Annotated in this window: 31 protein-coding genes and 1 tRNA gene; 17 read left to right on the top strand and 15 right to left on the bottom strand. The window is 63.8% G+C overall.

Going from position 1 to position 24,366, the window contains the following annotated elements; translation table 11 throughout:
* Positions 1-372: 372 nt before the first annotated feature.
* Both ykgO and N1058_RS12510 read left to right on the top strand, forming a co-directional pair.
* Positions 373-498: a type B 50S ribosomal protein L36 gene (gene ykgO / locus N1058_RS12515; RefSeq protein WP_009452263.1), complete on the top strand. Its 126-nt coding sequence runs from the start codon at positions 373-375 to the stop codon at positions 496-498.
* Between the two features lie 80 nt (positions 499-578).
* Entirely contained in the window at positions 579-1,166 is a 588-nt protein-coding gene (locus tag N1058_RS12510) for a tetratricopeptide repeat protein (protein ID WP_265517874.1), read from the top strand.
* 87 nt (positions 1,167-1,253) lie between these two features.
* Here the strand turns inward: N1058_RS12510 and N1058_RS12505 are convergent, their stop codons facing one another.
* Positions 1,254-1,580 (bottom strand): DUF167 family protein, encoded by a 327-nt coding sequence (locus N1058_RS12505; protein WP_265517873.1) that lies wholly within the window; start codon positions 1,578-1,580, stop codon positions 1,254-1,256.
* A complete protein-coding gene (locus N1058_RS12500; protein ID WP_265517872.1) occupies positions 1,580-1,870 on the bottom strand; it encodes a YggT family protein in 291 nt (96 codons plus the stop codon). Before N1058_RS12500 ends, N1058_RS12505 begins: the two co-directional genes overlap by 1 nt.
* A gap of 133 nt (positions 1,871-2,003) precedes the next feature.
* Between N1058_RS12500 and N1058_RS12495 the strand changes: the two genes are divergently transcribed.
* Positions 2,004-2,079, top strand: a tRNA-Ala gene (locus N1058_RS12495).
* Positions 2,080-2,112: 33 nt separating this feature from the next.
* Here N1058_RS12495 and N1058_RS12490 read toward each other — a convergent pair.
* Both N1058_RS12490 and N1058_RS12485 read right to left on the bottom strand, forming a co-directional pair.
* Positions 2,113-2,376 carry a DUF2312 domain-containing protein gene (locus N1058_RS12490; protein WP_265517871.1) on the bottom strand — a complete coding sequence of 88 codons (264 nt, stop codon included), beginning with the start codon at positions 2,374-2,376 and terminating at the stop codon, positions 2,113-2,115.
* 192 nt (positions 2,377-2,568) lie between these two features.
* Positions 2,569-2,877: a DUF1244 domain-containing protein gene (locus N1058_RS12485; protein WP_265517870.1), complete on the bottom strand. Its 309-nt coding sequence runs from the start codon at positions 2,875-2,877 to the stop codon at positions 2,569-2,571.
* A gap of 176 nt (positions 2,878-3,053) precedes the next feature.
* Between N1058_RS12485 and N1058_RS12480 the strand changes: the two genes are divergently transcribed.
* Together N1058_RS12480 and pyk are read left to right on the top strand one after the other, a co-directional pair.
* A complete protein-coding gene (locus N1058_RS12480; RefSeq protein ID WP_265517899.1) occupies positions 3,054-3,551 on the top strand; it encodes a DUF1036 domain-containing protein in 498 nt (165 codons plus the stop codon).
* On the top strand, positions 3,548-4,984 hold the full coding sequence (gene pyk, locus N1058_RS12475) for a pyruvate kinase (protein WP_265517869.1): 1,437 nt from the start codon (positions 3,548-3,550) through the stop codon (positions 4,982-4,984). Before N1058_RS12480 ends, pyk begins: the two co-directional genes overlap by 4 nt.
* A gap of 515 nt (positions 4,985-5,499) precedes the next feature.
* On the opposite strand, the gene ppa is transcribed toward pyk, so the two are convergent.
* The 5 genes from ppa to N1058_RS12450 all read right to left on the bottom strand — a co-directional run bounded on the left by ppa (position 5,500) and on the right by N1058_RS12450 (position 8,957).
* Entirely contained in the window at positions 5,500-6,042 is a 543-nt protein-coding gene (gene ppa / locus N1058_RS12470) for an inorganic diphosphatase (RefSeq protein WP_265517868.1), read from the bottom strand.
* Between the two features lie 129 nt (positions 6,043-6,171).
* Positions 6,172-6,678 (bottom strand): GNAT family N-acetyltransferase, encoded by a 507-nt coding sequence (locus N1058_RS12465; protein WP_265517867.1) that lies wholly within the window; start codon positions 6,676-6,678, stop codon positions 6,172-6,174.
* Positions 6,679-6,878: 200 nt separating this feature from the next.
* A complete protein-coding gene (locus N1058_RS12460) occupies positions 6,879-7,520 on the bottom strand; it encodes a TPM domain-containing protein (RefSeq protein ID WP_265517866.1) in 642 nt (213 codons plus the stop codon).
* Entirely contained in the window at positions 7,514-8,317 is an 804-nt protein-coding gene (locus N1058_RS12455; RefSeq protein WP_265517865.1) for a TPM domain-containing protein, read from the bottom strand. The genes N1058_RS12460 and N1058_RS12455 overlap by 7 nt, the downstream gene beginning before the upstream one ends.
* 16 nt (positions 8,318-8,333) lie before the next feature.
* Positions 8,334-8,957 carry a LemA family protein gene (locus N1058_RS12450; RefSeq protein ID WP_265517864.1) on the bottom strand — a complete coding sequence of 208 codons (624 nt, stop codon included), beginning with the start codon at positions 8,955-8,957 and terminating at the stop codon, positions 8,334-8,336.
* A gap of 168 nt (positions 8,958-9,125) precedes the next feature.
* Between N1058_RS12450 and N1058_RS12445 the strand changes: the two genes are divergently transcribed.
* The 3 genes from N1058_RS12445 to N1058_RS12435 are packed head-to-tail and all read left to right on the top strand — an operon-like array spanning position 9,126 to position 10,857.
* Positions 9,126-9,311, top strand: a complete 186-nt coding sequence (locus N1058_RS12445) for a hypothetical protein (RefSeq protein ID WP_265517863.1) — start codon at positions 9,126-9,128, stop codon at positions 9,309-9,311.
* The gene (pdxY, locus tag N1058_RS12440) at positions 9,308-10,174 is read left to right on the top strand and encodes a pyridoxal kinase PdxY (protein WP_265517862.1); all 867 of its coding nucleotides are present in this window, start codon (positions 9,308-9,310) and stop codon (positions 10,172-10,174) included. The genes N1058_RS12445 and pdxY overlap by 4 nt, the downstream gene beginning before the upstream one ends.
* A gap of 41 nt (positions 10,175-10,215) precedes the next feature.
* Positions 10,216-10,857, top strand: coding sequence for a carbonic anhydrase (locus N1058_RS12435; RefSeq protein WP_265517861.1), 642 nt, complete (start codon positions 10,216-10,218; stop codon positions 10,855-10,857).
* A gap of 1 nt (position 10,858) precedes the next feature.
* On the opposite strand, the gene N1058_RS12430 is transcribed toward N1058_RS12435, so the two are convergent.
* Both N1058_RS12430 and N1058_RS12425 read right to left on the bottom strand, forming a co-directional pair.
* Positions 10,859-12,106 (bottom strand): multidrug effflux MFS transporter, encoded by a 1,248-nt coding sequence (locus N1058_RS12430; RefSeq protein ID WP_265517860.1) that lies wholly within the window; start codon positions 12,104-12,106, stop codon positions 10,859-10,861.
* A 137-nt stretch (positions 12,107-12,243) separates the two neighbouring features.
* A complete protein-coding gene (locus tag N1058_RS12425; protein WP_265517859.1) occupies positions 12,244-12,702 on the bottom strand; it encodes a MarR family winged helix-turn-helix transcriptional regulator in 459 nt (152 codons plus the stop codon).
* 157 nt (positions 12,703-12,859) lie between these two features.
* Between N1058_RS12425 and N1058_RS12420 the strand changes: the two genes are divergently transcribed.
* From N1058_RS12420 to N1058_RS12380, 9 genes are all read left to right on the top strand, one after another.
* Positions 12,860-14,911, top strand: a complete 2,052-nt coding sequence (locus N1058_RS12420) for a M3 family metallopeptidase (protein WP_265517858.1) — start codon at positions 12,860-12,862, stop codon at positions 14,909-14,911.
* 140 nt (positions 14,912-15,051) lie between these two features.
* Complete coding sequence (locus N1058_RS12415) at positions 15,052-15,375, top strand: ArsR/SmtB family transcription factor (protein WP_265517857.1); 324 nt, start codon at positions 15,052-15,054, stop codon at positions 15,373-15,375.
* A complete protein-coding gene (locus N1058_RS12410; RefSeq protein WP_265517856.1) occupies positions 15,372-15,782 on the top strand; it encodes an SRPBCC family protein in 411 nt (136 codons plus the stop codon). Before N1058_RS12415 ends, N1058_RS12410 begins: the two co-directional genes overlap by 4 nt.
* A gap of 121 nt (positions 15,783-15,903) precedes the next feature.
* Positions 15,904-16,290, top strand: coding sequence for a DUF1801 domain-containing protein (locus N1058_RS12405; protein ID WP_265517855.1), 387 nt, complete (start codon positions 15,904-15,906; stop codon positions 16,288-16,290).
* Between the two features lie 71 nt (positions 16,291-16,361).
* Positions 16,362-16,598 (top strand): hypothetical protein, encoded by a 237-nt coding sequence (locus N1058_RS12400; RefSeq protein WP_265517854.1) that lies wholly within the window; start codon positions 16,362-16,364, stop codon positions 16,596-16,598.
* The gene (locus N1058_RS12395; protein ID WP_265517853.1) at positions 16,595-17,062 is read left to right on the top strand and encodes a DUF1801 domain-containing protein; all 468 of its coding nucleotides are present in this window, start codon (positions 16,595-16,597) and stop codon (positions 17,060-17,062) included. Before N1058_RS12400 ends, N1058_RS12395 begins: the two co-directional genes overlap by 4 nt.
* Positions 17,063-17,215: 153 nt before the next feature.
* Entirely contained in the window at positions 17,216-18,781 is a 1,566-nt protein-coding gene (locus tag N1058_RS12390; protein WP_265517852.1) for an alkaline phosphatase D family protein, read from the top strand.
* Between the two features lie 163 nt (positions 18,782-18,944).
* Positions 18,945-20,768, top strand: a complete 1,824-nt coding sequence (typA, locus tag N1058_RS12385) for a translational GTPase TypA (RefSeq protein WP_265517851.1) — start codon at positions 18,945-18,947, stop codon at positions 20,766-20,768.
* Between the two features lie 92 nt (positions 20,769-20,860).
* Positions 20,861-21,472: a LysE family translocator gene (locus N1058_RS12380; protein ID WP_265517850.1), complete on the top strand. Its 612-nt coding sequence runs from the start codon at positions 20,861-20,863 to the stop codon at positions 21,470-21,472.
* 36 nt (positions 21,473-21,508) lie between these two features.
* Here N1058_RS12380 and N1058_RS12375 read toward each other — a convergent pair whose 3' ends face one another.
* From N1058_RS12375 to N1058_RS12360, 4 genes are all read right to left on the bottom strand, one after another.
* Positions 21,509-22,543: a DUF2332 domain-containing protein gene (locus N1058_RS12375; protein ID WP_265517849.1), complete on the bottom strand. Its 1,035-nt coding sequence runs from the start codon at positions 22,541-22,543 to the stop codon at positions 21,509-21,511.
* Positions 22,544-22,760: 217 nt separating this feature from the next.
* Positions 22,761-23,411 carry a DsbE family thiol:disulfide interchange protein gene (locus N1058_RS12370; RefSeq protein WP_265517848.1) on the bottom strand — a complete coding sequence of 217 codons (651 nt, stop codon included), beginning with the start codon at positions 23,409-23,411 and terminating at the stop codon, positions 22,761-22,763.
* A complete protein-coding gene (gene ccmD / locus N1058_RS12365; protein ID WP_265517847.1) occupies positions 23,408-23,575 on the bottom strand; it encodes a heme exporter protein CcmD in 168 nt (55 codons plus the stop codon). The genes N1058_RS12370 and ccmD overlap by 4 nt, the downstream gene beginning before the upstream one ends.
* The gene (locus tag N1058_RS12360) at positions 23,572-24,348 is read right to left on the bottom strand and encodes a heme ABC transporter permease (protein ID WP_265517846.1); all 777 of its coding nucleotides are present in this window, start codon (positions 24,346-24,348) and stop codon (positions 23,572-23,574) included. Before N1058_RS12360 ends, ccmD begins: the two co-directional genes overlap by 4 nt.
* Positions 24,349-24,366: the final 18 nt, after the last annotated feature.

Here is a 24,366-nt window from a genome sequence, read left to right as displayed (position 1 = left end):
CGCTGCGTCCCGAACGCCACGTCACCAACTCCATCGCCACCATCAGGATTAGGCTCGCCCACGCCTTGGCGCGGCGGCTGCCACGATGTCCATGCTGCCAAAACAGTTTTATGACACAGTAAGACTAGGACGCTGGCTGAAAAGATCTTCTTCATCGAATTCCCCCTGTCGAAAAAATGCCGGCCCTTTTTTCGCGGCAAGCTGGAATCGGTTGATCGAGGACGGGCCAATATACCGCAAACCTTGACACGGGAGCGTCATGTCGTCTATGAGCCCACTCGAATTACGGCGCGCCCGCTTGGCGCGCCTTTCCATTGGAGGCGGCGCCTCCTGAACCATTGTGGCCATACGGCCGATTGACGGGCAAGACCAATGAAGATCAAGAACTCGCTCAAGGCGCTCAAGACCCGCCACCGGGAGAACCGCCTGGTTCGCCGCAAGGGCCGCATCTACATCATCAACAAGTCCAATCCGCGCTTCAAGGCCCGCCAGGGCTGAGGCACTGCCGCCGGGTCTGACCGGCGGCGATCACGCGGTTTTCACTTTTATAGAAGCGCTGGTGCGGGTAATCTCGTGCCATGCGCCATTTTGTTTGCTTCATACTCCTTCTGCCGGCCCTGATGTGGCCTCTGTCGGCGTCTTCCGATGAGGCGGCAGCCGATGCTGCTGTCGAGACCTCGGCGGTCGGCGGGACCATCGACCAGTTGTTTGACGATCTCAAGCGCGAGACCAACGAAGTGGCCGCCCAGCGCATTGCCCGGCGTATCGAGCGTGAGTGGACGATGGAGGGCGGCGACACGGCCGAACTGCTCCTGCAATGGGCGCAGAAGGCAGCCGGCGACGAGAAATTCCACGTCGCTCTCGATCTTCTCGACCAGGCAGTCACGCTCTATCCGGACTATGTGGAAGGCTGGAACAGCCGGGCCCTGGTTCATCTGATGATGGATGATTACGACCGCGCCATGTCGGATCTTTCGCGGGCGCTGTCGGTTGAACCCCGCCATTTCGGCGCGATGAGCGGTCTGGCGGGCATTCTGCGCCGGACCGGTTACGAGGATGAAGCGCTGAAGGTCTACCGTCGCATGCTCGACGTCTATCCGATGAAGCGGGCCGCACAACGCGCGCTCATCAGCATCATGGATGCGCGGACGGGCGACCGGCTCTAGAGCGCCGTGCCTGCATCCGGACTCACAAGGGGCGCCCTAACTCTTTGAATCTGTGCACCGGCCACAGCATGATGAGGCCCTGATACATCAGATGGTCACAAGCGCTTGAAGGCGTCTTGCAAGCTCGGCCGGCTCGCCGGAAATGGCGACTGTCTTCAGTCGCGCGGTCGACCCGCCGGTAACATGGACTGCGGAGGGAGCGACGTCGAGCCACTTGCCGATCAGTTTTTCCAGGGCCTTGTTGGCCTTGCCTTTTTCGGGGATGGCGCGCACCCGCGCCTTCAGACGACGTCGCCCGTCATCGGTTTCGCCAACGCCTTCCACGGCATCGCGCGACGATCGCGGCGTCAGGCGCACCAGGATTTCCACGCCGTCCGCGCCAGCGCGGAAGAACGGTGCGTGGAAGTCGTTCATCAGAGAATGGCCGGCGCCACCGTCGTGATGATGAACTGCCGCACGAAGAAGAGCAGGAGAAGCAGGATGATGGGCGAAATGTCGATGCCGCCGAGATCGGGCATGACATTGCGGATCGGCCGCAGCGCGGGCTCGGTGACCCTGTACAGGAAGTTGCCGATCGTGCCCACGAACTGGTTGTTCGGGTTGACCACGTTGAAGGCGTAGAGCCAGGAAAAGATCGCGGATCCGATGATCAGCCACCAATAAATGTCGAGCGCCATGATAATGGTCTGAAAGAGCGCAGTCATACGGTTCTCCGTGGCCGCCTGGAACGAAGGTTTCGCGACATGTAGACACTGCCGCCCGCGACGGCAAGCCCGCAAACGCGATGCTTGACACCGACGGTCCCCTGGCAATAAATGCGCGGCATCCAGGCTGAACGGGGCTGTAGCTCAGATGGGAGAGCGCATCGTTCGCAATGATGAGGTCAGGGGTTCGATTCCCCTCAGCTCCACCAGCCGGACAATATTCCCCTGACCCCGATTCCCGCTCAGGCCATTCCCAGCGCAGCCTTGTAGAGGTCGATCATCGCCTCTTCTTCCTGCCGCTCTGCCTGGTCCTTCTTGCGCAGGCGCACGATGGTGCGGACCGCCTTCGTGTCGAAGCCCGTGCCCTTCATTTCGGCATAGATTTCCTTGATGTCCTCGGAGATCGTCTGCTTTTCTTCTTCCAGTCGCTCGATGCGCTCGATAAAGGACCGTAGCTGTCCGGCGGCAACGGTTTGCGCGGTTTCATTGGTGATGTCATCGGCCATGGCGAACTCCGGAATCTGGTGGGAAAGGCGCGACTCAGGGCGCGCGAAAGGACTGCGGTTCGATGCATCAGCCACCCGCTTCGGTCAAGCCCGAATAAGCGATAGAAAAATGATCCGAGACCACCTTTTCCCGGCGAAAATGGCGTCAAAACGGGCCAAAACGAGCTGAGATTCGGCCAAAACCAGCTCGTTTCAATGGTCTTTGGGGCGGTTTTCCCGGAAGGCGCCGGCCTGTTCGGGAGTTGCCTCCCTCTGATATTTGTCCCGCCACTCATCATAGGGCATGCCGTAGACGATCTCGCGCGACTGCGCCTTGTCGAGGGCGATGCCGGCTTCCGCCGCCGCCTCGCGATACCAGTTGGACAGGCAGTTGCGGCAAAATCCCGCCAGATTCATCAGGTCGATATTCTGCACGTCCGTTCGCTCGCGCAGATGGGAGACCAACCGGCGAAAGGCGGCTGCCTCGAGATCGCGCTTTTGTTCCTCGCTCAAAGGGGTCATCAGTCCTCGTCTCCATGGCTTTGCAGAAATCGCGCTCCACCCGATCATATCGGCGCATGGCGGCAAAGGGTCAACCGGCGCGGGGGCTAAACAATTCAGCCGGGCGGGCGCGTTGACACGGGGACCCACATTGCCGAAAAGGATGGCAGGCTGAAATGTCGAAGCAGAAGCAGAAAATGCCGTTTGGGAGCCTGAAGATAAGCTTGCGCAAGTCCGTTCTCGCGGCCGCCGCCGCGTTGGGATTTTATGCGGTGGGCCCGACGCCCGCCCGGGCGGATTTCCGTGTGTGCAACGCAACGCAGAATCTCGTCGGCGTAGCTATCGGCTACCGCGCACGCGCCGGCTGGATCAGCGAAGGCTGGTGGCATATCGACGCTTCGAGCTGCAAGACGCTTATCGAGGGCCCGCTCGAATCGCGCTACTACTACCTCTACGCCGAGGACGCCGCGCGGGGCGGCCGATGGGAAGGTGAAATCGAAATGTGCGTCGCCGACAAGGAATTCAAGATTGCCGGCGTGAACGATTGTTTTGCCCGCGGCTTCCAGCGCGCGGGCTTCCAGGAACATGACACAGGCGAACAGGAGAACTGGATGGTGCAGCTGACCGACGGTCCGACGCCGGACCCCACCGCAGCCAACGGCGCGGCCGCCGTCACGGGAACACCCAACCCATGAAGCGCAGCAGAAAAGTCAAGATTCTCGCCACGCTCGGCCCAGCGTCGTCTAGCCTGGAAATGATCGCCAAGCTGCATAAGGCCGGGGCGGACGTCTTCCGCATCAATATGAGCCATGCCGATCACGATCTGATGCGCACCCTCGTCGACCGCATCAGGACCGTCGAAAAGGAAGCAGGCAGGCCGATAGGCATTCTCGCCGATCTGCAAGGGCCGAAACTGCGCGTCGGCGCATTTGCCGAGAAGAAGGTTGCGCTGGACGTCGGCCAGGAATTCACGTTCGACGACAATCCCGAGCCCGGCAATGCCACCCGCGTGCATCTGCCACACCCTGAGATTCTCAAATCCGTGGAGCCTGGGCATCGTCTCCTCATCGATGACGGGCGCCTGCAGCTCGAGGCGGTGAGCAACGACGGCCGCGCAATCCGCTGCAAGGTGGTCGCCGGCAACAAGATTTCCGACCGCAAGGGCGTCAGCCTGCCCGACACCGACCTGCCGCTGGGCGCGCTCACGGAAAAGGACCGAAAGGACCTTGATGCCGTGCTGGCGACGGGTGTCGACTGGATCGGGCTGTCCTTCATCCAGCGGCCGCAGGATCTGGCCGAGGTGCGTAAGGTGGCCCGGGGGCGCGCCGCGCTCATGGCCAAGATCGAGAAGCCCCAGGCCGTAAAGCGTCTGCCGGAAATACTGGAGCTTTCCGATGCCCTGATGGTCGCTCGCGGCGATCTCGGCGTGGAGATGCCGCTGGAGGCCGTTCCCGGAATCCAGAAACAGATCATCCGGGCCTGCCGCCGCGCTGGCAAGCCGGTTGTCGTGGCCACCCAGATGCTGGAATCCATGATCACGGCACCGGTGCCCACGCGGGCCGAGGTTTCCGACGTGGCCACGGCCGTCTTCGAAGGCGCCGACGCGATAATGCTTTCGGCCGAATCGGCCGCCGGCGAATATCCGGTCGAGGCCGTCGCGACGATGGATTCCATTGCCGTCCAGGTCGAGCGTGATCCGACATATCAGGGTATTGTCTACGCCCAGCGGAGCGACCCGGAGCCGACGGGCGCCGACGCCATTTCACTGGCCTCCAGGCAGATTGCCGAGACGCTCAAGCTCTCGGCCATCATCACCTACACCTCGTCCGGCACAACCGGGCTGCGCGCGGCGCGCGAGCGGCCGATGGTGCCGATCATCGCGCTGTCGCCGGTGGTGGAGACGGCGCGGCGGCTCAGCCTCGTCTGGGGAACCCATTGCGTGGTCTCTCCGGATGCCCACGATCTCGACGACATGGTGGATCGCGCCTGCCGCATCGCTTATGAGGAAAAATTCGTGAAGCCGGGCGACAGGGTGATCATCACGGCGGGGGTGCCGCTGCGCACGCCTGGCGCGACCAACATGCTGCGCATCGCCTATATCGGTTCCGACGGGATGGGCGGCCTATAGGACAATACTTCACGGCAGGGCGGGGGCGGACCGGGCCGCGCCCTGCAATCGGTGGCCGATAAGGCCCCGGATAATGCTTCGGGGATTGACAGGCTGGGTGCTCCACCTCGTGGTCATCCCGGCCCAGCGGCAAAGCCACGCAGAGCCGGGATCCATTGAGAGGCGTGGCTGATTTCCGCAGAAGGTGCCGGAGCGCGCCCGGCGAGAACCGGGCCGCTCTTCGATGGTCTTCCAACAGGCCCCGGCTCTCCCCGCGGTCGGCCGGGATGACGATGATCTATTTGAACCCCCACCGCATCGTCGTCGCCCCCTCCAGATCGCGATGACGCTTCGTTGAATCGTCACCACCATCCAGCTCCTTGTTTTAGAGAATTTTGCAGTCAGGTGGAATCACCTGACGTCGCACAAATGCGGTAAAAACAAGTAGATAGAGCAGAACAGCGTTTCAGTGTAACGACGATCTGCTCTAGCACGATCTATCCCGAAAACCGGCATCCACTTTTCGGGATCATGCTCTAGGCGGCGGCGTCCGGCTTTTTGGCTCGCTCAATGGCCTCGGTGATCAGGCGACGGGCGGCGGCGGCATCCATCCAGTCGCCGATCTTGACCCATTTGCCGGGCTCCAGATCCTTGTAGTGCTCGAAGAAGTGCTGGATCTGCTGCAGCGTGATCTCCGGAAGGTCGGTGTAATTCGAGACCTTTTCGTAACGGCGCGTCAGGTGCGGCGACGGCACCGCGACGATCTTTTCGTCCTGGCCGGAATTGTCTTCCATGATCAGCACGCCGATCGGGCGTACGTTGATGACACAGCCGGGGATGAGCTGGCGGGTGTTGCAGACCAGGACGTCTATCGGATCCCCGTCGTCGGACAAGGTGTGCGGCACGAAGCCGTAATTGCCCGGATAGGTCATCGGCGTATAGAGGAAGCGGTCGACGATGAGGGTGCCGGCTTCCTTATCCATCTCGTACTTGATCGGCTGGCCGCCGACCGGGACCTCGATGATGACGTTCACGTCTTCAGGGGGATTGTCGCCAATGGAGATGGCTTCGATGCGCATGAAATTTCCCGCGAATGGTTGAAAGCTGGGGGGGTGACTACCCGCTCTCGCTCCCGCAGGCAATGCGGCGATTGGCGCAAGGGGGTTTTTTTGCCCGAAGACCGGCCTGAAGACGCGATTGCGAGGTCGTCAGGCCCAGGCGAAGGCGATCTTGCGCAGGGCCTTGCTCTCGAAGACTTCCACACCTTCGGCGATGTCCTTGCCTCCGGCGCCTTCATAGAAGGATAGCGCCCCCTCGTTCTCCTCGAGCGCCCAGACCACAAGTCCGTTGAAACCGTGGTCGCGCAGCATTTCGCGCGCGGCGGAGAACAGGCGCGTGCCGAGGCCGATGCCCTGATATTCGGGGCTGAGGTAAAGCTCGTAGATCTCGCCCTGCTGCTTGAGCTCGCGCGCCCTGTTGCGACCCAGCGTCGCGTAGCCGGCGACTTCGCCGCCGATTTCCACGACGAGCACGGTCGCCCTGCGCTTAATGGCGTCAGCCCACCAGTTCGTACCGCGCCGACCGACCATCCTGTTGAGCGCCTTGTGGGGAATAATGCCAGCATAGGCGCCGCGCCAGGCCCGGTCGTGCACCGATGCAATCGCATCGGCGTCATGAGGCTCAGCTTTTCTTATGTCGATCGCCAGTGTCTTCATGATTTGTTAACCATAGCCGCGCGGGCGGGGTCGAGGCAAGAACAAGCGTTTCATCGGGGATAAACTTTTGGGGTATCGGGGGGCTTTCCGGCCGAACCTGATCAAAAGGCTTCCTGGCGGTCTGCAAATAGCATCTTCCTGTGTTCGGGTGCTCGCAAAAACCATTTTCACCGCGCCGGAACGACTTCCAATTCAGTCTCTCAGATATCGATCACGTGATTGTCCAGTTCGTTGGGATTGGTGTTCCCAGCGGGGAAATGCGTGGCGAGTTCAGCACCGACAAGCCCGATGGTGGCGACGATCCCATCCGTCAGTTCGCCCTTTTTCGCAGCTTCTGTCAGCGTTTCCACAGCGTCGTTCCACCGTTCCTGGGGGACGCGGGCATCGATGCCGGCATCCGCCAGCACTTCCGCGTAATGTTCGGCCAAGGACACGAAGATGAGCACACCCGTGCGCTTCTGTGTCACATGGATGTTGCGCGCCAGGAACTGCCGCATGGCGTTTTCGTGGGCGCGCCGGTATCGCAGATGAAGCGGCACGAGCAGGAGCCGCAGCCGTGGCGCCGCCAACAGGAGTGCAAGGGAGGTCGCGAGCGCGGCAAGCTGGCCGCCGAGCAGCACCGCCGGCCGCAGATCGATCCACCAATAGTGAGCCAGAACCGTCAGCGGCAGGCTGACGATCAGAATCGACAGGGCGACGAAGAAGGCGGACGGGTAGAAATAGTCGTCGCTGCGCTGCGCCAGGACGCAATAGATTTCGCCGGACGTTTGGCTCTCGGCCTCGGCGATCGCCGCCGCGATGCGGTCATGTTCGGCTTTGGACAATATGCTCATCGTCACCAACTCCCCGACGCGCCGCCGCCGCCGGACGAACCGCCGCCGCCGGAAAAGCCGCCGCTGCTTCCGCTGCTCGACCAGCCGCCGGATCTGCCGCGCGAGCTGCCGCCCGAACTGTATTTGAAGTCCATGCCCAGCCATTTGTAATGGCGGGGGCCGATTTTCCGGCCGAAAATCGGGGGCAGGAAGGCTATAGCGAAGCCGCCGAAGAACATCGTGCCCCAGACCGCCAGAAACAGCACAACCGGCCAGACAGGCTCATCATTCTCCTCGGCAAAGCGCCGCGCACGCGCTTCAAGCTCGGCGGCGTTGCCTTCGAGCACCATGATGATGTCGTTGACCGCCTCCTCGATGCCGCCGGAGAAATTTCCGGCGCGGAAGGCCGGCACCATGGTATTTTCTATGATCAGCTTGGCATGCAGGTCAGTCAGCGTGCCTTCCAGCCCGTAGCCGACCTCGATGCGCATTTTCCGGTCGCCGACCGCCACGAGCAGGAGGATACCGTTGTCCTCGCCGGCCTGGCCGAGACCCCAGCTGCGGAAAAGCCGGTTGGCATAGGGTTCGATGGCTTCGCCACCGAGATCATGGATGGTGGCGACCGCGATCTGATCCGACGAGCGCTGTTCGAATTCGGCCAGGGTCCGTACCAGTTGCCGTTCGGTCGCATCGTCTATTATGGCGGCCTGATCGACGACACGGCCCGTCAGCGCCGGCAACTCGGCCGAATAGGCGCACAGCATTGCGGCAAGCAGCAGGACAAGGGCGGCAGGGGCGCTACCGGCCCGGTCCAGGAGATGGCGCATGGTCAGCCTCTTCGGCTTAGCCCCCATTGCCGAAATCGACCTTCGGCAGGCTCATGCTTTCCTCGGAGGCCGTGAAGCTCTGCAGCGGTTCGGCGTCGGTGAACCAGAACTTCGCCCAAAGCATCGAGGGCAGCGTTTTCAGCGACGTGTTGTAGAGGCGCACGGCCTCGATGTAATCGCGACGGGCAACGGCGATACGGTTTTCCGTACCTTCGAGCTGGGCCTGCAGCGCCAGGAAGTTCTGGCTGGCCTTGAGGTCGGGGTAGTTTTCGACAACCGCCAGGAGGCGGGACAGGGCGCCTGTCAACTGCGACTGGCTTTCCTGGAATACCTTGAAGGCTTCGGGGTCGCTGAGCATGTCCGGCGAGATCTGCACGCTTGTCGCCTTGGCGCGTGCCTCGACCACCGCCTCGAGCACCTCGCGTTCGTGGGACGCATAACCCTTCACCGTTTCCACCAGATTGGGGATGAGGTCGGCGCGGCGCTGATACTGGTTCAGAACCTCGCTCCAGGCGGCCTTGGCCTGTTCCTCGCGGGTCGGGATCGTGTTGAAGCCGCATGCCGAAAGAAGCGGCAAGAGGGCGAGCAGGATGATGGCGCCGCGCATGGAAGGCGCGGGCAGGCGCAATGACTGGATCATAGAAAAGTCCCCGGAGCATATTCGACCGGGCGGCAGAATAGTGGTATTCGCCTGACAATGGAATGGCTGCGGAATGGCTGCGGAATAGCTGGTTTTTTTGGGTGGCGCTGCATGGTCGACAGGAAGCCTCGGGATAGGCGGAACGAATCGGAAGGCATCCTGGACAGGGTGAACCGCGAGGTCGAATCGCGTCCGCTGATCGACCGCACGAAGAAGCATTTCAAGGCCGAAGACGCCCCGGAAGACGATTGGGCGGAGCTCTGGGGGCGCAGGATCGGCCGGGTGCTCTCGGTCGTGCTGGTTATCATTGTGATCGGCTGGATTTTCTCTTTTCTCGCGGAGTCGGGTTCATGATCGACGGCAAGGCAGTCATCGTCATATCCAGCCATGTTGCGCGGGGCGCGGTGGGCAACCGCACCATCGTCTTCGCGCTGGAAAGCTGCGGCCATCCGGTTTGGGCGGTGCCGACAATCGTGCTTCCCTGGCATCCGGGGCATGGGCCGGCGACCCGCATCGTGCCGCCGGCCGAAGAATTCGCGGCCTTCATGTGCGATCTGGAGCGCGCACCGTGGCTCGGGCAGGTGGGTGCGGTCATATCCGGCTATCTGGGGGAGGCTTCGCAGGCCGATGCCGTGGCTTCGCTCGTTACGGCGGTCAGGAAGGCCAGCCCGCGGGCGATCTATCTCTGCGACCCGGTGATGGGCGATGCCGAGGGACAGTATGTCGCGGAGACTACCGCCATTGCCGTGCGCGACCGGCTGATGCCGATCGCGGATGTCGCCACGCCCAATCGCTTCGAGCTTTCATGGATGACGGGGCGAAAGCTCGATTCCATCGCCGCCGTTCGCGCGGCGGCTTCGGCCGCCAAGCCGCCTGCGATGCTGGTGACGTCGACACCCGGCGAGGCGGCGGGTAACATCGGCAATCTGCTCATTTCTTCCGGCAGTGCGCTGCTTGCCGAGCATCCTCTTGTCGAGAACCCGCCCAAGGGGACGGGAGACCTGGTGGCCGCGCTTTACGTCTCGCGGCTGCTGAAGGGCGATGGCGCCGAGGAGGCGTTGCGATACGCCACGTCCGGGGTCTTCCAGGCGGTTGAGAGGGCATGCGCGCGCGGCGCCGACGAGCTGACGCTGGCCGCCGACATCGATTGCATGACCCGGCCGACAGCTCTCGTCACCATGCGGCGGCTGGAAGCGGAGATGGCGGCCGGTACCTGACCATCTTGCCTGTATCGCCATTCCCGGCTATTCGGCTTGCCATGACACACTTGCCTGAACGACTTCTCGCCGGTTACCGCAATTTCATGGCCTCGCGCTATACGATCGAGAGCCAGCGCTACCAGGCGCTGGCGCGTGAGGGGCAGAAGCCCGAAACCATGGTGATCGCCTGCTGCGATTCGCGGGCGGCGCCCGAGACCATATTCGACGCCGGACCGGGTGAGCTTTTTGTCGTGCGCAACGTGGCCAATCTCGTGCCGCCCTATGCGCCGGACGACCAGCATCACGGCACTTCCGCCGCGCTGGAATTTGCAGTCCAAAGCCTGAAGGTGAAGAGCATCGTGGTCATGGGCCACGGCCGCTGCGGCGGTATAGGGGCGGCGCTGAACCCTACCGCCGAGCCGCTCTCTCCCGGCGATTTCATCGGCAAATGGATGGGGCTGGTCGCCCCGGCGGCGGCGGCGCTTGCCGGCAACAGCATGACCGCTGCCGAGCGCCAGACGGCGCTGGAGCGCATTTCCATCCGCTTTCAGGTGGAAAACCTGCGCAGCTTTCCGTGCGTGAAGATACTGGAAGACAAGGGCCGGCTGTCGCTGCACGGCGCCTGGTTCGACATCGAGCGGGGCGAATTGTGGGTGATGGACCCCAAGACCGGCGATTTCGAGCGGCCTTTGCTGGACTGAGTCAGGCCGGGTTCTCCGGCACATGACGCACGGCGGTGGCGAGCGCCGGCTCCGGCAGGCGTCGCCATAGCAGCCATGCCGCGATGGCGATGGCGCCCATGGTTGGAATGATCGTGCCCATCGCGAAGACAGGGTCGCCGAGGAGCGCGGCGATGGAGCCGCCCAGCAGCCCGCTGCCCATCTGCATGAAGCCCATCAGCGACGACGCCGATCCGGCGATGCGGGGGAAGGGGGCGAGCGAGGCGGTCATCATGGCGGGCATGACGAAGGCGATGCCGAACGCATAGCAGGCGACCGGGCCCATGACGCTCAGGAAAGTCGGCGGCGCGGCGTTCAGGAACCAGGCGATGAGGACGCTGCCCACGGCGATGAAGCCGAGGCCGAAGGGCACCAGCCGGGGCGCTTTCGTGCGGCCGAGCAGGGAGCGCACCGTCAGCGACCCCATGAAGAAGAAGCCTGACTGCATCAGCATGCCGATGCCGAACTCGGCCGGCGAGAGCCCGACCCGGCCCATGAGGATGAACGGCAGCACCGTCGCCTGGGTGTAGAGCGCGCCGACCGAGCCGGCCACGACCAGGCTGGAGGTCAGGAAATAGGGGCTTGCCAGGAGCAGGCCGTAGGAATGGACGAGGCCGGCGGGGGAGATGCGGGAAAGGTCTCGCGTAACGGTTTCGCGCATCGTGAAATGAACGACGAGGACGATGCCGGCGCCGGCCGCAAGCATGACCAGGAAGATGGCGTGCCAGCCGAACAGCTCCATGGTGAGCCCACCGATGGTGGGCGCAAGGGCGGGGCCCATGGCGAGGATGATGCCCATCAGGTTCATGATACGCGCCGACTGCTCCTGCGTGAACAGGTCGCGCACGAGCGCGCGCGAGACGGCCACGCCCACCGCCGCGCCGACACCCTGCAGAAAGCGCGCGGCGATGAGCCACTCGATGCCCGGCGCCATGACGGCGATGAAGCTCGCTACGGCATAAATGGCCATGAAGGCGAAGGTGACCGGCTTGCGGCCGAGGCCGTCCGAGAGCGGCCCGCAGATGAGCTGGGCAATGGCGAAGCCGGCGAAATAAAGCGACAGGGTCATCTTCACCGCCGCTTCGGTGGTGCCGAAGGCGCTCACGATCTCGGGCATCGCCGGCGTGTAGAGCGCCATCGAAACCGGGCCGATGGCGACCAGCATGGCGCCGATCAGGCTCACGCGGCGTTCGCTCATGACGGGCGCCGCCGCCTCTTGCCGATGTTTCATTCGGTCCTGCTTTCGCCGTCTCCGGCGCGTTGGCTACAGAATTTTGCAGTCAGTTGGCATCACCTGACGTCCGCATAAATGCGGAAAAACAAGAAGATAGAGCGTCCTTGGTGCGTCCAAACGGAAGCACGGGCGCTCTAGTTGGCTTCGCCCGGAGGAGGGGCGCTGAAATTGCCACGGATGCGCTTGAGCGTTTCCTGCAGGGCTTCCCACTCGCTATCGCTCATGGAGCCCCGCGCCTTCATGCGCACTTCCTTTCCGAGTGACACGATCGCCTCCAGAACGCCCGTCGATTTCTCGGTGAGGCGTATCAGCTTGGCCCGGCGGTCGGTCTCGTCGGAAAGCCGTTCGATGAGGCCCTGTTTCTCCAGCCGTTCGAGATAGGCGCTGAGTGTCATGGCTTCGAGGCCCATGCGTTCGGCCAGGACATTCTGGCGGACCTCACCGGCGCGCGCGGCATGAACCAGCGTTCGGGCCTCGCCGGGGGTGATGCCGATGCCGGCGGCCGCGATCCGCTGGTCGATATCGCTCCTGATGAGCCGATAGAGATCAAAGATGAGAAAGCCGAAGGCTTCGGGGTCGAAGGTGCCGGCCATGGGTGCCCTGAATTAGTAAGTAATGTTTACTAGGTCGATTGTCCGGTGCGCGGCGCGCGCTGTCAAGTGTTGCAGGCCCGATGGCCGGAGCCTACATGGCCTATAGCTTGTTCTTATCCTATCCAGGCAGTCTGCTGGCTCTTCCACGAGGATTTCGATGAACCACGACGCATTCCCGCCCGAACGATCGCCCCTGGCCGACTGGAACGGCCGCCTTGGTCTGCCGGAGTTCGCGCGCATCGAGGATCGCGCCTTCGAGGACGGTTTCGATGCCGGGTTCGCGGCTCACAACGCCGAAATCGCCGCCATAGCGGACAATCCCGAGGCGCCGACCATCGAGAACACGCTGCTGGCGCTGGAACTGGCCGGCAAGACGCTGGAACGGGTCTCGGCGATCTTCTGGTGCAAGGCGGGCGCGCATACCAATGAGAGGATCCAGCGGCTGGAGCGGGAAATCTCGCCGCGCATGGCCCGCCATTATTCGGCGATCGCCATGAACGAGGCCCTTTTCGAGCGGATCGACCGGCTTTACCGGGAAAGGGATGCGCTGAAGCTCGACCCGGAGACGGCGCGGGTGCTGGAGAAGTGCTGGAAGGCATTCGTGCGCGGCGGCGCGCGGCTGGACGCTGTGGGCAAGAAGCGGCTTGCCGAGATCAACGAGGCGCTTGCCGGGCTCGGCGCGCAGTTCGGGCAGAACGTGCTGGCCGACGAGAGCAAATGGGCGCTGTTCCTCGATGAGGACGACCTGGCGGGGCTGCCGCAGGCCCTTCGAAGCGCCATGGCCGAGGCGGCCGAAAGCCGGGGCGAGGCGGGGCGCTTTGCCGTCACGCTTTCGCGTTCCATCGCCGAGCCGTTCCTTACCTATTCGCGGCGCCGCGACCTGCGTGAAACCGTGCTCAAGGCGTTCGTTTCGCGCGGCGCCAATGGCGGAGAGACCGACAATGCGGAGATCGTGCGCGAGACGCTGCGGCTGCGCGCGGAAAAGGCCCGCCTGCTCGGCTACGAGACCTTTGCCGCCTACAAGCTCGACGACACCATGGCCAAGACGCCCGAACGGGTGATGGAGCTTTTGGAGCCGGTGTGGAACAAGGCACGGGAAAAGGCGGCGGCAGACGCGAAGGAACTGCAGCGGCTGGCCACTGCAGCCGGCGACAACCACTCCATCGCACCGTGGGACTGGCGCTTTTACGCCGAAAAATTGCGCTCCGAGCGTTTTGCCTTCGATGAGGGCGCGCTGGAGCCCTATCTGGCGCTGGAGAATGTGATCGCGGCCGCCTTCGACGTGGCCGGCCGGCTGTTCGGCCTCACCTTCGAGGAGATCGAGGGCGTGCCGGCCTGGCACGAGGATGTGCGCGTCTTCCTGGTGAGGAACGCCGACGGCACCGAGCGCGGCGTGTTTCTCGCCGATTATTTCAACCGCCCCTCCAAGCGCTCCGGCGCGTGGATGAGCCGGCTGCAGACGGCGCACAAGCTGGGCGGCGGCCAGAGGCCGATCATCTACAATGTCATGAATTTCGCCAAGCCGCCCAAGGGCAGGCCGGCGCTGCTGTCGCCTGACGACGCGCGCACCCTGTTTCACGAGTTCGGCCATGCGCTGCACGGACTTTTGAGCGAGGCGACATGGCCTTCGGTCTCCGGCACGGCGGTCTCGCGCGACTTCGTCGAGCTTCCCTCGCAGCTCTACGAGCACTGGTTCACCGTACCCGAGGTCCTGTCGAAACATGCCCGCCATGTGGAGACGGGCGAGCCCATGCCGATGGAGCTCGTCAACAAGATGCGGGCCGCGCGCAATTTCAACGCCGGCTTCGCGACGACCGAATTCACCGCCTCGGCGCTGGTCGACATGGCCTTTCATGCGGCGGACGAAGCGCCAGAAGACCCGCTTGCCTTCGAGGCGGCGGAGCTGGAACGGCTGGGCGCCCCCGCCGCCATCCCCATGCGCCACCGCACGCCGCATTTCCTGCACGTGTTCTCCGGCGACGGTTATTCAGCCGGCTATTATTCCTACATGTGGTCGGAAGTCCTCGACGCCGACGCCTTCCGCGCCTTCGAGGAAGCGGGCGATCCCTTTGATGCGGAAACTGCCGGCAAGCTGCTGAAGCATGTTTATGCGGCGGGCGATACGGCGGACCCGGAAGCGCTTTACAAGGCGTTTCGCGGGAGAATGCCGAGCCCGGAGGCGATGATGGAGAAGAAGGGGTTGGTTTGAAGCCAGTGCCGGCAAAGGTCCCCGCACCGCACGGCGAGCGGCCCCGGGACCTGCATCGCCGTGCCGGTGCATCGGGTGCTTGACTCACACATATCCGGGCGGTTATTGGTCTGATCAATAGCCAGCGAGTTATAGATCCCATGCCGCAGCCCCATGAAATCCTTTTCAAGACGCTCGCCGATCCGACGCGGCGGGCGATTTTCGAGCGGCTGTGCCGTGGCGGCGATCAGACGGTGGGGGCCCTGACGGCTCAGGCCGGCGTCTCGCAGCCGGCCGTCTCGAAGCATCTGGGTGTCCTGAAAAGGGCAGGGCTGGTGCGCGACCGCCATGAAGGACGACAGACCCACTACAGCGCGCAGCTCGACGCGCTTTCCCCGCTGGTCGACTGGACAAACCAGATGGGCCGGTTCTGGGAACGCCGGTTCGACGATCTCGAAGACCTGCTCAAGAGGATGGACCAATGACCGATGCCGCGGCCGAAACGCTCTCCGTCGTTGTCGAACGGGAAGTGCCCCATCCGCCGGAAAAGATCTGGCGTGCGCTCACCCAGCCGCACCTGATGGAGGAATGGCTGATGAAGAACGATTTCAAGCCGGATATCGGCCACAGGTTCCAACTCAGTGCGGACTGGGGTTCCGTGGAAGGGCGGGTCCAGACAGCCGAGCCGCACAAGACACTATCCTATACGTGGGATACCAAGGACCTCAGAAGCGTCATCACGTGGACCCTCACGCCCACGAGCACGGGGACCCGGCTGCGCATGGAGCAAAGGGGTTTCAGGCCGGATCAGCAGCCATACTACCGGGGCGCCAAGGCCGGTTGGCCGAGATTCTTCGCGGCCCTGGAGCAGGTTCTGGAGCGTATGGACTGAAATCCGCCCGCACGGCGCAGGGCAGGCGTCGATGGCGCAGCACCGCCTTTGAATCATGATGATGCTTCCTTGAAGCGTCATCATGACTCCGGGAACAAGAGGAACGGAAAGAGGAAACTTCATGAGCACCAGCGGGCCTCGACAGGAGAAAACTCCGTCCCAGATGATAGACGAGAGGATCCGGGAGCTGGGCGACTGGCGGGGAGAGATGCTCTCCCGGCTCCGCGCCCTCATCAAGCAGGCCGACCCCGAGGTGGTCGAGGAGTGGAAGTGGAGGGGCGTGCCGGTATGGTACCATGACGGAATGATCTGCACCGGCGAGACCTACAAGAAGGCCGTGAAGATGACCTTTGCCAAGGGGGCCGCGCTTGACGACCCTTCCGGCCTCTTCAACTCAAGTCTCGAGGGCAACACCAGGCGGGCGATCGACTTCCACGAAGGAGGCGAGATCGACGAGGAGGCGCTGAAGGCTCTTGTCCGGGCGGCCGTGTCGCTGAACGCGTCGTAGAAGGCCGTGCGTTCATCCGGGCGCACGAAGGACGCCCGGTCCGCTTCGGCTCGATTTCGAAGGAGGCCCTATTGAACTGGAACACATGGATCCGGCAAATCCACCGCTGGGTGGCTATTGCCTTTACGTTGACCGTCACCGCCAACTTCGTTGCCATGGGGCTCGGAGAACCTCCCCCCTGGCTGGTCTATTCGCCGCTGCCTCCGCTCTTCGTGCTCCTGTTCACGGGCCTTTACATGTTCGCGTTGCCGTATGCCGCCAAGCGGCGCAGCGGAGGACGAGCCGCAGGAGAGGCGCGAACACAATGAACGACAAGGAAGCGCCCAAGAAGCCGGGGAAGGGCGCAAAGCCCGCCGCAAAGTCGGAACCCGGCAAGCCCGTTCTCCTCTCGGGCGGCAATCCCCAGATCGCGAAGGGTTATGGCGACGGCCCCGTGCAGACCTATATCGCGGCGATGCCGGGCTGGAAAAGCGATGTCGGGCGCCGCCTCGACGCAATCATCACGCGCACCGTTCCCGGCGTAAGCAAGGCGGTCAAATGGAACTCGCCCTTCTATGGCATTGAAGGCGAGGGCTGGTTCCTCAGCTTTCACTGCTTCACGAAATACATCAAGGTGACCTTCTTCCGCGGCACGTCGCTGCGGCCTGTGCCGCCCGGAAAGTCCAAGCACCCGGAAGTGCGCTATCTCGACATTCATGAGGGCCAGCTCGACGAAGCGCAGTTCGCCGATTGGGTGAAGCAAGCCAGCCAGCTGCCGGGCGAACGAATGTGACGGAAGGCGAATGCCGTGCCGGCGCCGCCTCCGGCACGGCATTCGCCTTCCGTCACGCAAGTTTCAAAAGCCTGTCACGCAACCGATAAGCGCCTGCCACAGTAGCAAACGACATTGCGCCCCTCGCAACCAGAGTCACGAGGGAGACTGTCAATGAAGCCTTTTGCAGTGCGTACCCGCCGCCAGTTCCTGGCGAGCGGCAGCGCAGCCGTTCTCACAGCCGCCGCCGGCCTTGCCATGCCTGCGATTTCGCGGGCGTCGTCGCGTCCGCAGTTCACCCACGGGGTCCAGTCGGGGGACGTGGACACCAGTTCCGGCATGATCTGGACGCGGACGGACAAGCCGGCGCGGGTGCAGTTCGAGGTGGCGACGACCGAGAGCTTCGCGGACGCGCGCAGGCTGCCGCCGCTCGACGCGCTGCCGGAGAGCGATTTCGCCGTCAAGCGGCTCCTGACCGAGCTGACGCCGGACCAGGATATCTTCTATCGCATGACGGCATACGACCTCAGCGACATCAAGGCGGGCTCGGAGCCTATCGTCGGCCGATTCAGGACGGCGCCGGCTGGCCGGCGCAATATCCGCTTCGCCTGGTCGGGCGACACGGCCGGCCAGGGCTGGGGCATCGACGAGACGGGGATGAAGACCTATGCCACCATGGCCGGTCATCAGCCGGATTTCTTCCTGCATTCGGGCGACACGATCTATGCCGATGGCGCCATGGAAGACGAGGTCACGCTGAAGGACGACAGCGTGTGGAAGAACGTCGTTCTCATCGACGAGAAGCGCAAGGTTGCCGAGACGCTGGACGAATTCCGCGGCCAGTGGAAATACAACATGATGGACGAGCATGTGCGCGCGCTGAACGCCATCTGTCCGACCTTCTTCCAGTGGGACGACCACGAGGTGGTCAACAACTGGTCGGCTTCGAAGGATCTCTCCGCGGACGATCGTTACACGGAGAAGTCCGTGCCGCTGCTGACGTCCCGCGCGGCGCGTGCTTTCCACGAGATGACGCCGATCCGCTTTACGCCGGCTGAGCCCGGCCGCGTCTACCGCAAGATCTCCTACGGGCCGCTGCTCGACGTCTTCTTTCTGGATTTGCGCTCCTATCGCGGGGCGAACACCGATACGCCGCAGCAGGAAATGAGCGAGGAAGCCCGCATCATGGGCGAGGAGCAGGTGAAGTGGCTGAAGCGGGAACTGGCCAATTCCCGGGCCACCTGGAAGGTCATCGCTTCGGACATGCCCATCGGCCTCGTGGTGCCGGACGGCGACAGGATCGAGGGCATCGCCGACCGCGGTTCCGGCCAGCCCGGCGGGCGCGAGATGGAAATCGCCGACCTTCTTCGCTACATCAAGAATGCGGGCATCGACAACACGGTCTGGTTCACGGCCGACGTTCACTATACGGCGGCCCATTACTACAATCCCGACAAGGCCGCCTTCCAGGACTTCAAGCCTTTCTGGGAGTTCGTCTCGGGCCCGCTGCACGCCGGCACCTTCGGCCCCAACGATCTGGACGGCACTTTCGGCCCCGAGCTGAAATATGTGAAGGCGCCGAGCGAGGAGCAGGGCGCCAACCTGCCGCCATCGGCCGGCTTCCAGTTCTTCGGGCTGGCCGACATCGACGCGAACAGCGAGCAGATGACGGTGCGGCTGATGGACCGCGACGACAATGAGCTTTATAAAGTGACGCTCGATCCGGTGCGTTCGGCGTAAGCGATCGTTCGACAATCCGCTGCGGCGAGCGTCTGCCTCGCCGCAGTGAATTCCCAAACAATCGCTAAGCCCTTTCGCATCTGCGAAAAAAGCTGTATGAGCGCGGCCAACGAAACTTGGCCGCGTTTATGTTTGGCGGCCTTCCTGATCCCAAAGAGAACTCATGAACCTGCGCAATATTGCGATCATCGCCCACGTTGACCATGGGAAGACCACGCTCGTCGACGAGCTGATGAAACAGTCCGGCTCGTTCCGCGCGAACCAGCGCGTTGCCGAACGCGCGATGGATTCGACCGATCTGGAGAAGGAACGGGGCATCACCATCCTGGCCAAGGCGACCTCAGTCGACTGGAAGGATACCCGCATCAACATCGTCGATACGCCCGGCCACGCCGACTTCGGTGGCGAGGTGGAGCGCATCCTGTCGATGGTGGATAGCGCCATCGTGCTGGTGGACGCCGCCGAAGGCCCCATGCCGCAGACGAAATTCGTCGTCGGCAAGGCGCTGAAGGTCGGGCTGAAGCCCATCGTCGTGATCAACAAGATCGACCGCCCCGATGCGCGCCATGTCGAGGTGGTCAACGAGGTGTTCGACCTTTTCGCCGCGCTCGACGCCACCGACGAGCAGCTCGATTTCCCGATCCTCTACGGTTCGGGCCGGGACGGCTGGGTTTCGGAAAACCCGGAGGGCCCGAAGGACCAAGGGCTGGCGCCGCTGTTCGACCTCGTGCTCAAGCATGTTCCGGCGCCGACGGTGCATCCCGGTCCGTTCCGCATGATCGGCACGATCCTCGAGGCCAATCCGTTTCTCGGACGCATCATCACGGGCCGCGTCGAATCCGGCTCCGTGAAGCCGAACCAGGCGGTCAAGGTGCTGCATCACGACGGCACGCTGCTGGAAACCGGGCGTGTCTCCAAGATCCTGGCCTTTCGCGGGCTGGAGCGTCAGCCGATCGACGAGGCGCAGGCGGGCGACATCGTCGCCATTGCCGGCCTGTCGAAGGGCACTGTCGCCGACACGTTCTGCGACCCGTCCGTGAGCGAGCCGCTGCATGCGCAGCCGATCGATCCGCCGACGGTGACCATGTCCTTCATCGTCAACGATTCGCCGCTGGCCGGCACCGAGGGCGACAAGGTGACGAGTCGCGTCATCCGCGACCGCCTCCTGAAGGAGGCCGAGGGCAATGTCGCGCTGAAGATCGAGGAAGCCGACGACAAGGATTCCTTCTACGTCTCGGGCCGCGGCGAATTGCAGCTCGCGGTTCTCATCGAGACGATGCGGCGCGAAGGCTTCGAGCTCGCCGTGTCGCGCCCGCGCGTCGTCATGCACAAGGACGAGAGCGGGGCGCTTCTAGAGCCCATCGAGGAAGTCGTCATCGACGTCGACGAAGAGCATGCCGGTGTCGTCGTGCAGAAGATGTCGGAGCGCAAGGCCGAGATGGTGGAGCTGAAGCCTTCGGGCGGCAACCGCCAGAGGCTGGTCTTCCATGCGCCGACGCGCGGCCTGATCGGCTACCAGTCGGAGCTTCTGACGGATACGCGCGGCACGGCGGTGATGAACCGCCTGTTCCACGAGTACCAGCCCTACAAGGGCGAACTGCCGGGCCGGGTGAACGGCGTGCTGATCTCGAACGACAGCGGCGAGGCCGTCGCCTATGCGCTGTTCAATCTGGAAGACCGCGGACCGATGGTCATTGACGCCGGCACCAAGGTCTATCAGGGCATGATCATCGGCATCCACTCCCGCGACAACGATCTGGAAGTGAACATACTCAAGGGCAAGAAGCTGACCAACGTCCGGGCTTCGGGCAAGGACGATGCCGTCAAGCTCACCCCGCCGATCCGCATGACGCTGGAGCGGGCGCTTTCGTGGATCCAGGACGACGAGCTGGTGGAGGTGACGCCCAAGTCCATCCGCCTGCGCAAGCTCTACCTCGACCCGAACGAGCGCAAGCGCTTCGAGAAGAGCCGCGCGGGAGCGGCGTAAGCGGAGCTGCTGCGCCGCCTGGGCCGGCGATACTTGACAGTACGCAGCCATCGGGCACACTGCCGCCTCCCTTGAAAAACGGAGGCGGCCCGTTGGACCCGGCATTCCTGCTTACGGCCCTGGTGGTCGTGCTCATTCCCGGGACAGGCGTGATCTATACGCTTGCCATTGCACTGGGGCGCGGCGGCGCGGCTTCGGTTTCGGCGGCCTTCGGCTGCACGCTCGGCATCCTGCCGCACATAGCGGCGGCGATCCTCGGCCTTGCGGCGCTGCTGCATGCCAGCGCCGTGCTCTTCCAGGCGGTCAAGTTCGCCGGCGTGCTGTATCTCCTATGGATGGCCTGGGGCGCACTCAGGGAGAAGGGACTTCTCGACGCTGCGCCGGACCGGGCGCAGGTGCCGCACTGGAAGATCATCCGCCGCGGCTTCCTGATCAATATCCTCAATCCCAAGCTGTCGATCTTCTTCCTGGCCTTCCTGCCGCAGTTCGTGCCGGTAGACACGGTCGTTCCGGCCGTCGCCATGGGCTGGCTCGGCTTCGTCTTCATGGCGATGACCTTCGTCATCTTCATCGTCTACGGCCAGATGGCGGCTCTCGTGCGGAGCAGGGTGCTCAGCAGCCCGGCCGCCATGAAATGGCTGCGCCGCAGCTTCGCCGCCGCCTTTGCTGCACTCGGGCTCAGGCTGGCTTTCTCGGCGCGGTGAACGGGGAGCGACGGTAACCGTTCCATAGCGCCCGACTCAACGCTCGATCCATTCGATCCAGCGGCCATGATAGTTGCAGTGGGCAAGGTCGCGCGTTGCGCCGCCCGGCCAAAGGTTCAAGCGCAGCGTGGCATAGGGCGCGCCGCTGGCAACAGGCTCCATACGCAACCAGGCGATGGGTGCCGCGCCCGGCAGGTTTCCCGCGGTATCGAGGCGGTTCTCGATGCGCCTCTGCGTGGCTTCAGGCACGTATTGCCACATGATCGAATGAAAAAGCACGAAGGCCGATGAAGGGTTGCGCCGGGCAAGCACCTTCTCAACGAAATCCGCGGCGTCCGCGGTTTCCACTGGCGGCGGGTCCTTGGCGGCCAACGCCAATGCCGCTTCGAGCCGTTCCAGCCGCTCCGTCTGATCGGCCCAGATATAGGACTTGAGCCGCAGGCGCTCCTCCGCGTCGGCGATGTCGATCGGGGAAGTGTCGCAACCTTGACGATCCGAGATGTCGAGAAAGCCTCCGAGCGGGGGGCCTTTTCCGCGTATCTCGGGCGCAAGCCTCACCGGCGCGGCTTCGTCGCCCCAGCATGCCTCGCCATAGCGGTAGTGAAAGCGGTCGAGCATCAGGTTGAGGCCGGCGCTCGCCCCGATCTCGCACAGCTGGATCGGCATGGCCGTTTCCCGCCCGATAGCCAGCAGGCCCGGCAACAGCATGGCCGAGCGGCCGATCTCATTGGTCTGCGGCGGCCTCTTGAGGAACTCGACCAGGAAGTCAGCTTGTTCGAGGGTGGCGGCGACGACGGCGCGTGCCAGCTCTTTGTCGCTGGCGGTGTTGGGCGGGTAGGCCGCGGTTAACCTGGGAGCGCGGCTTGAAAGGACAAGCGCGTGCAGCCCGCCGCAGAGGCGCAGCGCCAGGGCGTCCGCGCCGGCATCGCCGCCCCACCCGGTCACGATGCCGCCCACCTCCGCCGTCTGATCCAGCAAGGAGGGCAGAAGCCTGCACAGGCGCGCCGTGAAAGGCGACCCGAGATTATCGCAGGCCTCGGCCTGCCGCAGGAAGTGTTGGCGAATACCCATCCGTTCCCCCGTGGTGCAGCGCAGCATACCCGGCGAGGGGACGGGGGACAATCTGCCTGGTTCTGCGCAATTTTCCGGACGGAAAGCCGGTTTCCACTTTTCCTGGAACTGCGCTACAGCATCCGCCCGAAAATCGGAATCGGTTTTCGGAAAGCACGATGCGTAGGTTCAAAAGTGTCAGCGCGTCCTTCGTGCGTCCAAATGGACGCACGGCGCTCTAGGCCGGCGGAACTTTGAGCGCCTTCTCGATCTCCGGTATCAGCTCGCGTTGGATGCTCTGCGGCGTGAAGGGGCCCACGTGCTTGTAGCGGATGGTGCCGTCGGGGCCGACGAGGAAGGTTTCGGGCACGCCGTAGACGCCCCATTCGATGGCGGCGCGGCCGTTGCGATCGACGCCTATCGCGTCATAGGGGTTGCCGAGCTCGCCCAGGAAGCGGCGGGCGTTTTCGGGCTGGTCCTTGTAGTTCAGGCCGACGAGCCGAACCCTATCGTCCCTGGCAAGCTCCATGAGCAGCGGGTGTTCCTGCCGGCAGGGGCCGCACCAGGAGCCCCAGACATTGACCAGGGACACATTGCCCCGGAAGTCGGCCGGCTCCAAGCCGGGCAATCCCAGGTCCTCAAGGGGCGGCAGGCTCGTCTGCGGTGCTTGCTCGCCGATCAGCGCGGACGGCACCGTGGCGGTGTCCCGGCCGGAAAGAAGCTGCATCAGGAAAACGGCCGACAGCGCCAGGAAGGCGGCCAGTGGCAGGATCACCAGAATCTTGCGCAGCGGATGGGCGGCCTCGGCCTGCTCCTTGCCCGGCACGGCTTTGCCGTGCCTGCTCCGGTGTAAGGAGGAAGGGCTATGCCTGCCCGGCGCTTCGCTCATGACGTGGTGTCCGTGCGTTGTGCGCGGCGGCGTACGCCACGCGCCTCCAGTTCCTTCAGCTCGCGCTTGCGGGCGCGCTGGTCGAGCAGGATCCACAGCGCCAGCCCGGCGATGGCGAGCGCGGAGCCGAGATATGCGGCGGTGACATAGGCGATATGGTTCATCCGGCGCGCACTCCGGCCGGCCGCAGATCGGCCGCGCGGGCGGAAAGCCGGCGCATCGCCGCGACGCGGCGGCGCCAGACCTCGGCGCGCATGGCCATGAGGTGCAGCGTCAGGAAAAGAAGGGTGAAGCCGAGGGCGCAGACGAGGAGCGGCCATAGGAGGCTGGCATGGATCGTCGGCCCGTCGAGACGAAAAACGGAAGCCGGCTGGTGCAGCGTATTCCACCAGTCGACCGAAAACTTGATGATCGGAATATTGATGAAGCCGACCAGTGTGAGGATCGCCGCCGCGCGGGCGGAACGGGCCGGATCGTCCATGGCGCGGGTCAAGGCGACGATACCGAGATACATCAGGAAAAGCACGAAGACCGACGTCAGCCGCGCATCCCACACCCACCAGGTACCCCACATGGGCTTGCCCCAGACCGAGCCGGTGAACAGCGCCAGCGCGGTGAAGACGGCGCCGATGGGTGCGGCCGCCTTCAGCGAAACGTCGGCCAGCGGGTGCTTCCACACCAGGGTGCCGAGCGCCGAGGCCGCCATCAGCGAGTAGCAGAACATGGCGATCCAGGCGAACGGGACATGGATATACATGATGCGAACGGTGATGCCCTGCTGGTAGTCCTCGGGTGCCGTGAAAGCGAGATAGAGCCCGACGACCAGCACAGCCAGCGAAAGGGCGCCCAGCCACGGCACCAGACGGTCGGCCAGCGACAGAAACCGGGTGGGATTGGCCAGCGCCATCAGGCGGGTTTGTTTCGGGGGCTGGTTCATGATCGGTAGATAGCGCTG

It is taken from the genome of Nitratireductor luteus (genome assembly GCF_026162365.1).
Classification (GTDB): Bacteria; Pseudomonadota; Alphaproteobacteria; order Rhizobiales; family Rhizobiaceae; genus Chelativorans; species Chelativorans luteus.
Note: the sequence above shows the minus strand (reverse complement) of the source record. Positions and strands in the feature narration are given on the sequence as shown.